General features: G+C 71.3%; 7 protein-coding genes. 5 read left to right on the top strand and 2 right to left on the bottom strand.

Annotation, left to right across the window (positions count from 1 at the left end):
* Positions 1–205, bottom strand: a 205-nt coding sequence (locus STRTUCAR8_RS32475) for a TetR/AcrR family transcriptional regulator (RefSeq protein ID WP_006380437.1), incomplete at its 3' end; no start/stop codon positions are given.
* A 267-nt stretch (positions 206–472) separates the two neighbouring features.
* Here STRTUCAR8_RS32475 and STRTUCAR8_RS32470 point away from each other — a divergent pair.
* Both STRTUCAR8_RS32470 and STRTUCAR8_RS32465 read left to right on the top strand, forming a co-directional pair.
* Positions 473–1,801, top strand: coding sequence for a M6 family metalloprotease domain-containing protein (locus STRTUCAR8_RS32470; RefSeq protein WP_006380433.1), 1,329 nt, complete (start codon positions 473–475; stop codon positions 1,799–1,801).
* A 70-nt stretch (positions 1,802–1,871) separates the two neighbouring features.
* Positions 1,872–3,602 carry an IclR family transcriptional regulator domain-containing protein gene (locus tag STRTUCAR8_RS32465; protein WP_006380438.1) on the top strand — a complete coding sequence of 577 codons (1,731 nt, stop codon included), beginning with the start codon at positions 1,872–1,874 and terminating at the stop codon, positions 3,600–3,602.
* Positions 3,603–3,650: 48 nt separating this feature from the next.
* On the opposite strand, the gene STRTUCAR8_RS32460 is transcribed toward STRTUCAR8_RS32465, so the two are convergent.
* Positions 3,651–4,439 carry an IclR family transcriptional regulator gene (locus STRTUCAR8_RS32460; protein ID WP_044473285.1) on the bottom strand — a complete coding sequence of 263 codons (789 nt, stop codon included), beginning with the start codon at positions 4,437–4,439 and terminating at the stop codon, positions 3,651–3,653.
* A 118-nt stretch (positions 4,440–4,557) separates the two neighbouring features.
* Here STRTUCAR8_RS32460 and STRTUCAR8_RS32455 point away from each other — a divergent pair, with 118 nt between their 5' ends.
* The 3 genes from STRTUCAR8_RS32455 (at position 4,558) to STRTUCAR8_RS32445 (ending at position 8,332) form a co-directional block, all read left to right on the top strand.
* Positions 4,558–5,520 (top strand): 5-dehydro-4-deoxyglucarate dehydratase, encoded by a 963-nt coding sequence (locus STRTUCAR8_RS32455; RefSeq protein ID WP_006380439.1) that lies wholly within the window; start codon positions 4,558–4,560, stop codon positions 5,518–5,520.
* A 99-nt stretch (positions 5,521–5,619) separates the two neighbouring features.
* Positions 5,620–6,957: a gluconate:H+ symporter gene (locus tag STRTUCAR8_RS32450; protein ID WP_006380436.1), complete on the top strand. Its 1,338-nt coding sequence runs from the start codon at positions 5,620–5,622 to the stop codon at positions 6,955–6,957.
* Between the two features lie 40 nt (positions 6,958–6,997).
* Positions 6,998–8,332, top strand: coding sequence for an enolase C-terminal domain-like protein (locus STRTUCAR8_RS32445; RefSeq protein ID WP_044473287.1), 1,335 nt, complete (start codon positions 6,998–7,000; stop codon positions 8,330–8,332).
* Positions 8,333–8,378: the final 46 nt, after the last annotated feature.

The following is an 8,378-nucleotide window of genomic DNA, read 5'->3' as shown; positions in this document are numbered from 1 at the left end:
CTTCCCGTACGAGGGCCTCCCGGTCCGGGAAGTTGCGGTACACCGTGGCATTGCCGACGCCGGCCCGGCGGGCGATCTCGTCGATCGGCACCTCGGAGCCGAACTCGACGAACATCTCGCGGGCGGCGGTGACGATCCGCTCCCGGTTGCGCAGGGCGTCGGCTCGGGGCCGGGTCACCTTCTGCACGGGGATCGCGGTCTGCACGGTGTCTCCTTCAGGGCGTTTGCGATGCGATCCGGGGAGGCAGTCCCCGTTTCGCTCGGACACATGGCTAAACGGGGAAACGATCCCCGGTTATTTCCCGCAACCGAGGAGATTGACTGTGACCTGAGTCACATATGCTCCGGCAGTCCTCGGGCGGGACATCCACGATCGGTCTCCTCCAGCGCGCGCCCGCGCCGACCTCCACCGAGGGTGATCGAAAGGGTGCAGTCCGACACCGCCGGCTGCCGTGGCGCGAAGGGTCCGTGCATGCAGCAGCCGACCAGCCGTCGTCGGATACGCCGGATACGCCGGATACGCCGGATACGGCCGCCCGGTCCCCTGCGTCCCCGCCGGATGGCCGCCCTCGTGTCCGTGGCCGCGCTGACCCTCGCGGTCAGCACCTCGGCCGGCACCGGGCACGTCGACCGGGACGCGACCACGGCCGCGGGCTCCGTCCCGCTGGCCCGCTCCTCACCGCTCGGCCCCTGTCTGATCCGGGGCGGCCTCGGCGTCCAGATGTCCGAGGGACTGCCCACCCCGGTCGGCTACTCCCGTTCCACCGGCACCGTCCGCGCGCTGAACCTGATGGTCGACTTCTCCGACGCCCCGGGCCAGGGCAGCGCCCTCGACCGGCTCTCGGAGTTCTTCCCGCAGACCCGGGACTGGTTCACCACCAGTTCCTACGGCCGCCTCGACTACCGCCCCGAGGCGCCCATCGCCGACTGGCTGCGGATGCCGCGGTCCTTCCGCTCGTACGGCATACAGCGCGGCGCCCCCTTCGACCCCGGCTACCGCCGGCTGGTCCACGACATCGTGGCCGCCGCCGACCCGACGGTCGACTTCCGCTCGTACGACCTGCTGAACGTGCTGGTCACCCCGAACGCGGGCCCCTCCGCCCTGGACACCGTCCTGTCCGTCACCTTCGCCGGCAACCGGGAGGCGCCGGTCGCGGACGGGGTTCCCGTCGCCAACGCGTCCTTCGTCTACTCCCGCCAGGACGACGGCTCCGGTTCGTACGACACGACCGGCTACCGCGTCCTCCCGCACGAGAACGGCCATGTGTTCGGGCTGCCCGACCTGTACACGCAGTCCGGCGGGGGCGCGGTCGGCCACTGGGACATCATGAGCGAGGACTGGGGGGCCAACAACGACCTGCTCGGCTGGCACAAGTGGAAGCTCGGCTGGCTGGACCCCTCCCAGGTCGGCTGCGCGGTGACCGCCGGGACGACCGAGTACACGCTCACCCCACTGGCCCGTCCCGGCGGCGCGAAACTCGTGTTCGTGCCCATGACCACCCGTACGGGATACGCCGTCGAGCTGCGTACGCGCGAGGGCAACGACGAGACGGTGTGCCGGCCGGGCGTGCTGATCTACCGGGTCGACGCGAACGTCGACACCGGCCGCGGCCCGGTCACGGTGTACGACTCCCGCCGGGGCAGCGGCGGCTGCACCCGCAGCCCGAACGTGCACGCGGAACTCTCCGACGCGCCCTTCACGCCCGGCGAGTCCTTCACGGACGCGGGGCGACGCGTCCGGATCACCGTGGCGGGCGCGGACCTCGACGGGAACTATCGGGTGGCGATCACCCGGCGCTGAACCGGTGGAGAGCCGGCGGCTGCCCGCGGGCGTACGACCAGCGGTTCCGTGCGGGCATTACGGTGTGCCCATGGTTGCCCCCGCCACGAATGTCCCGCCGGTCCTCGACGGTCCCGTACCCGCCGAGGCCGTCGCCCCGCTGATGCGCGGGATCGCCGTACTGCGGCAACTGACCGAGGCGGGCGGGACGTTGAGCCTGAGCGGGCTGGAGCGGGCGACCGGCCTGGCCCGTTCGACGGTCGACCGGATCACGGCGACACTCGCCCGCATGGGGTACGTCCGTCTCGACGGCCGGGACGCGGTTCTCACCCCTCGGCTGATGGAACTCGGCAACGCCTATCTGGCCGCCCTCCGGCTGCCCGCCCTTCTCGACGCGCACGCGGACGCCCTGGCCGACGAGCTGGACGAGTCGGTGTCGCTCGCAGTCGGCGACCGGGACGGCATCCGGTTCATCCACCAGGCCACCCGCCGCCGCGCGATGTCCCTCAGCTTCCGCATCGGCGACCTCCTCCCCGCCGAACGCACCGCCCCCGGCCCGCTGTTCGCCACCGAGTGGACGGCCGACGACTGGCACCGCTGGCACGACCGCCGGGCGGCGGACCCGGCCGACCACGGCTTCCCCGCCGTTCCGCCCCGTCTCTCCGACTCGGGCGCCGACTTCGAGGCCCACGTCGAGCGGGCCCGCGCCGACGGCTGGGCACTGGACGACCAGCTGATCGAACCGGGGCTGGTCGCCGTCTCCGTACCCGTACGGGACCCCCGTACGGGCCGGGTGGCCTGTGTCGCGAGCGTCGTCAGCCACACGAGCCGCCGTACGGTCACCGACCTGCGCGACGACCTGCTGCCACGGCTGCGCTCGACGGTGGCCGCGATGGAGGCCGAGCTGCGGGTGCGCCCGCCCGCCGGGGTGCCTGCGTCTCCCTCGGGCCTCGCGGCCTGGACCGGGGCCTCGAAGCAGGAACTGGGCCGAGAGTTCGTGGAGTCCCTGGCCCGGGGCCTCACCGTCCTGACGGCCTTCGGCGAGTCCCGCGCCGAGCTGACCCTGACGGAGGTCGCCCGGGCGACGGGCCTGGCGAGGGCGACCGCCCGCCGGGCCCTGATCACCTACGAGCACCTGGGCTACGTCGAGGCACACGGCCGCACCTTCACCCTCACCCCCCGGGTCCTGTCCCTCGGCTTCCCGCCCCTCTCCCGTACGTCACTGCCCGAGATCGCCGCCCCGCACCTGACCGAACTCGCGGGCCGGGTACAGGAGTCGGCGTCACTGGCGATCCTGTCGACGGACTCGGGGACAGGTTCGGGGCCGGGTTCGGGGACCGGTCAGGGGGTGGGTCCGGGGGCGGAGATCCAGTACACGGCGCGGGCGGCGGCGCGGCGCATCGTGAGCGCGCACATCACCGTGGGGACGAGGCTTCCGGCGTACCCGACCTCGATGGGCCGGGTGCTGCTGGCCGGTATGCCGGAGACGGAGCGGCAGCTGCGGGACCTGGCTCCACTGGCCCCGCTGACCCCGCACACGGTGACGGACCCGGCCGCCTTCGCCCGGGTACTGACAGAGGTGCGGAAGCAGGGATACGCCCTGGTCAGTGAGGAGTTGGAGGAGGGGCTGCGGTCGATCGCGGTCCCCGTGCGGGACCGTACGGGGCGAGTGGTCGCCGCCGTGAACGTGGCGATGCACACGACCCGGCGTACGGCGGAGAACTGCGTGACGGAGGTCCTGCCGGAGCTGTACGGGACGGCGTCACGGATCGAGGGCGAGCTGCGGACGGCGGGACGGTTCACCCGGGTGCCGCTGGCCTGACGTCAGGGGCTGAGGGGCTCGTCCCGTAGGGGCTGGTCCCGTAGAGGTTCAGCGCCAGTCGGGGGCGCCCGGGGCCAGGTGCAGCTGGGTCTCGATCTTCGCGCGGATCTCACGCATGACGGCGACGATCCTCAGTTCGTGCTCCGGGGTGAGCCGGGCCACCGGGACCGAGCAGCTGATGGCGTCGGTGGCCGGGGTGTCGTAGCGCAGGGCGAAGCCGAAGCCGGCGATACCGGTCACCGTCTCCTCGCGGTCCACGGAGTAGCCCCGCTCCCGCACCTGGGCCAGATCGGCGTGCAGAGCGGCGCGGGTGGTGTGGGTGTTGTCCGTGAGGGCCACCAACTCACCCTCAGGGAGTGGGAGTTCGTCGTCGGGACGGTCCGCGAGCAGCGCCTTGCCGAGGGCTCCGGCGTGGGCCGGGACTCGGCGGCCGACGCGGCTGATGGTGCGCGCGTACTCGTGGGACTCGCGGGTGGCGAGATAGACGACGTCAGGTCCGTCGAGACGTGCCAGGTGGATCGTCTCGCCGAGCGCGTCCGAGGCCTCGTCGAGGTGGGGACGGGCCGCGCGGATACGCCGGTCGCCGTCGAGATAGCCGGTGCCGGTGAGCAGAGCGCGGATGCCGATGCCGTAGAGGGAGCCGGTGGCGTCGGAGCGGACCCAGCCGCAGTCGACGAGGGTCTGGAGCAGCTGGTACATGCTGCTGCGCGGCACTTCCAGTTCCTCGGCGAGTTCGTCCAGACGCGAGGGCTGCTCGCCCCGCGCGGCGAGAAGTTCCAGCAGCACGACGGTCCGGGCCGCCGACTTCACGCTGCGGACACCTCTCTTCTCCGGCATGGGCCCCATCGTAGGTCGGCCGGGAATCCCCCTTGTCGCTGCCATTGACCCCTGCCTGTTCACGCATCTAACCTCCATCTTCATACGCAGACATCATCTGCATAGGGAGACGGGATTCATGACAGTGATCAACTCGGACGCCGCAGGAGTCGTCCAGCGACTCCGTGACGGGATGGCGGGCGGGGTGCTGTCCTTTCCCCTCACCAGCTTCCGGGACGACGGCGGTCTCGACCTGGACGGCTACCGGGAGTACCTGACCGGCCGGCTGGCCGCCGCCCCCGGCGCGGTGTTCCCCGCCTGCGGAACGGGCGAGTTCTTCTCGCTCGACGAGGACGAGTACCGCGCGGTCGTCACCGCCACGGTCGAGGTCGCCGGCGGCCGGCTGCCGGTGGTCGCGGGCATCGGCTACGGCTGGGCGCAGGCGCTGCGGTTCGCCCGTATCGCGGAGGAAGCGGGCGCGGACGCCCTGCTGGTCCTGCCGCACTATCTGGTCGGGGCGCCGCAGGACGGGCTGGTGGAGCAGCTGCGCCGCATCGCCGCCGGGACCCGGCTACCGCTGATCGCGTACCAGCGCGGGCAGGTCACGTTCACCGCGGAGGGAGTGCGGCGGATCGCGGCGATCGAGGGGGTCGTCGGCCTCAAGGACGGTCACAGCGACCTCGACCGGCTGCAGCGCCTCACCCTCGCCGCCCCCGACGGCTTCCTCTTCTTCAACGGCGCCTCGACTGCCGAGATCCAGGCCCGCGCCTACGCCACGGTCGGTGTCCCCGCCTACTCCTCCGCCGTCCACGCCTTCGCCCCCGAGATCGCGAACGCCTTCTTCGGCGCGCTGCGGGACGGGGACGACCCGCTCGTGACGCGGCTCCTGCGCGAGTTCTACGTCCCGCTGGTCGAACTCCGCGACCGGGTGCCGGGCTACGCCGTGTCCCTGGTGAAGGCGGCGGCCCGGCTGCGCGGCCTCCCGGTCGGCCCGGTCCGCGCCCCGCTCACCGACCCGGGCCCGGACGACCTCGCGGCTCTGGCGAAGGTGCTGGACCACGGCCTGGGGCTGGTGGGGGCGGTACGACAGCCGACGCCCTGACCAGCCTTTCCCCGTCAATTCGGTGCGGTCGGCTCGGCTCGGTTCAGTTCAGTCCGGCTCAGTTCAGTTCAGTAGCTCACAGTTCAAAGGGGAACTGTCTTGCCTCTCCTCGTGGTCGGCATCAGCGTTCTGATTCTGCTGCTCCTCATGACCAGACTGAAACTCAACGGCTTCGCCGCCCTGCTCCTCGTGGCGGTCGGCGTCGCGCTGGTCCGGGGTATCCCGGTGGCCACCATCCCGGACGTCCTCTCCGACGGCATCGGGGGTCAGATCGGCGACACGATGCTCACCATCGGGCTCGGCGCCATGGTCGGCCGGGTCATGGGCGACTCGGGGGCCGCCCAGCGGATCGCCGGGAAGCTGCTGGCCGCGGGCGGACCGCGCGGGGTCCAGGTGGCGATGGTGGTCACGTCCATGCTCATCGGCGTGACCATGTTCTACGAGGTCGCCTTCATCATCATCGTGCCGATCGCGTTCACCCTGGTCAGGGTCACGGGCGCGAAGCTGCTGTGGGTCGGCCTGCCGATGTCGATCACCCTCTCCACGATGCACAGCTTCCTGCCCCCGCACCCCGGCCCGACCGCCGTCGCCGCCACCTTCCACGCCTCCGCCGGACTGACCCTGTTCTACGGCCTGTTCATCGCGGTCCCGGTGGGCGCGCTCATCGCCCTGGTGTGGCCGCGGCTGCCGTTCATCAGGGCGATGGACCCGTCCATCCCCAAGGGGCTGGTCAGCGAGCGCGAGTTCACCGACGAGGAGATGCCCGGCCTCGGCTGGTCGCTGTCGGTGGCCCTGTTCCCGGTGGTCCTGATAGCGGGGGCGGCGGTGACCGACCTCGTCACCTCCGCCGAGAGCCCGTTCCTGAACGTCGTCGCGTTCGTCGGTTCGGCCCCCATCGCACTGCTGCTCACCCTGTGTCTGGCGGTGTGGGCGTTCGGTCCGCGTATCGGCCGGAGCCTGGAGGAGGTCGGCGCGTCCTGCACGTCGGCGGCCCAGGCGATGGCGATGATCCTGCTGGTGATCGGCGCGGGCGGCGCCTTCAAGAACGTCCTGGTGGAGGGCGGTATCTCCGACTACATCAAGGACACCACGGACACCTGGTCCGTCTCCCCCATCATCCTCGCCTGGCTCATCGCCGTGATCCTGCGCGTCGCGCTCGGCTCGGCGACGGTCGCCGTCGTCACCGCCTCCGGCGTGGTGCTGCCGCTCCTCGCCGGCAGCGGCGTCCACCCGGAGATCATGGTGCTCGCCGTCGCCTGCGGCTCGATCGCCTGCTCGCACGTCAACGACCCGGGTTTCTGGCTGTTCAAGGAGTACTTCAACCTGTCCGTCGTCGAGGCCATCAAGGTCCGTACGAGCTACACGACCGTCCTGGCGGTACTGGGCCTGGGCGGAGTGCTGGCGACGGAATGGGCCCTGGACATCCTCACCATCTGATGACCCCCCGCGTATAAGGACCCTGATGACCCCGATGACCATGAGTACGAGTCAGCCGACCGTCACCGCCCTCGCCGTCTACCCCGTCGCCGGCCGCGACAGCATGGAGCTGAACCTCTCCGGCGCCCACGGCCCCTACTTCACCCGCAACATCGTGATCCTCACCGACTCCGAGGGCCGTACGGGGCTCGGCGAGGTGCCGGGCGGCGAGAAGATCACGCGGACGCTGCGCGACGCGGAGTCCCTGGTCGTCGGCGCGAAGGTGGGTGACTACCAGCGCGTCCTGCGGGAGATCGGGGCCCGCTTCGCCGACCGCGACTCGGGCGGACGCGGCTCCCAGACCTTCGACCTGCGCACCACCGTGCACGCGGTGACGGCGGTCGAGTCGGCTCTGCTCGACCTTCTCGGCCAGCACCTGGACGTCCCCGTGGCGGCCCTGCTCGGCGACGGCCAACAGCGTGATTCCGTACGGGTGTTGGGCTATCTCTTCTACGTCGGCGACCCGGACCGGACCGACCTGGACTACGTCCGTGAGCCGGACTCACCGGTGGACTGGTACCGCGTACGGCACGAGGAGGCCCTCACTCCCGAGGCGATCGTCCGCCAGGCCGAGGCGACCCACGCCCGCTACGGCTTCCGTGACTTCAAGCTCAAGGGCGGGGTCCTGGAGGGCGCGGAGGAGGTCAAGGCCGTACGGGCGCTGAAGGACCGCTTTCCGGAGGCCCGGGTCACCCTCGATCCGAACGGCGCGTGGTCGCTGGCCGAGGCGATCGAGCTGTGCACTCCCCTCAACGGCACGCTGGCGTACGCCGAGGATCCCTGCGGCGCGGAAGGCGGTTACTCGGGGCGCGAGATCCTGGCCGAGTTCCGCCGGGCGACGGGACTGCCCACGGCGACCAACATGATCGCCACGGACTGGCGGCAACTGACCCACGCCCTGGCCCTCCAGTCGGTCTCCATCCCGCTGGCCGACCCGCACTTCTGGACCATGCGCGGCTCGGTACGCGTGGCCCAGCTGTGCAACGCGATGGGCCTGACCTGGGGTTGTCACTCCAACAACCACTTCGACATCTCCCTGGCCATGGTCACCCACTGCGGGGCGGCGGCGCCGGGCGAGTACAACGCCCTCGACACCCACTGGATCTGGCAGGAGGGCCTGGAACGCCTCACGGTCGCTCCGCCGCGGATCGTCGACGGTGAGATCGCGGTGCCGGACGCGCCGGGACTGGGCGTCCAGGTGGACATGGAGCGGGTGCTCGCGGCTCACGAGCTGTACCAGGAGCGGGCGTTGGGGGCGCGGGACGACGCGATGGGGATGCGGTACCTGGTGCCGGGGTGGGAGTTCGACGGGAAGCGGCCCTGTCTGGTGCGGTAGGGCCACGGATTGCCAACGGATTGCCGGGGGACCCGGCTTGATCACC

This window comes from Streptomyces turgidiscabies Car8 (assembly GCF_000331005.1).
Taxonomy (GTDB): Bacteria; Actinomycetota; Actinomycetes; order Streptomycetales; family Streptomycetaceae; genus Streptomyces; species Streptomyces turgidiscabies.
This window is presented reverse-complemented; position numbering and strand designations above follow the sequence as displayed.

What these genes read in the sequence shown, in the direction of transcription:
- STRTUCAR8_RS32460 (WP_044473285.1), bottom strand. Translation starts at nt 4,439, where the DNA reads ATGCCGGAGAAGAGAGGTGTCCGCAGCGTGAAGTCGGCGGCCCGGACC.
- STRTUCAR8_RS32465 (WP_006380438.1), top strand. Translation starts at nt 1,872, where the DNA reads ATGGTTGCCCCCGCCACGAATGTCCCGCCGGTCCTCGACGGTCCCGTA.
- STRTUCAR8_RS32455 (WP_006380439.1), top strand. Translation starts at nt 4,558, where the DNA reads ATGACAGTGATCAACTCGGACGCCGCAGGAGTCGTCCAGCGACTCCGT.
- STRTUCAR8_RS32470 (WP_006380433.1), top strand. Translation starts at nt 473, where the DNA reads ATGCAGCAGCCGACCAGCCGTCGTCGGATACGCCGGATACGCCGGATA.
- STRTUCAR8_RS32445 (WP_044473287.1), top strand. Translation starts at nt 6,998, where the DNA reads ATGAGTACGAGTCAGCCGACCGTCACCGCCCTCGCCGTCTACCCCGTC.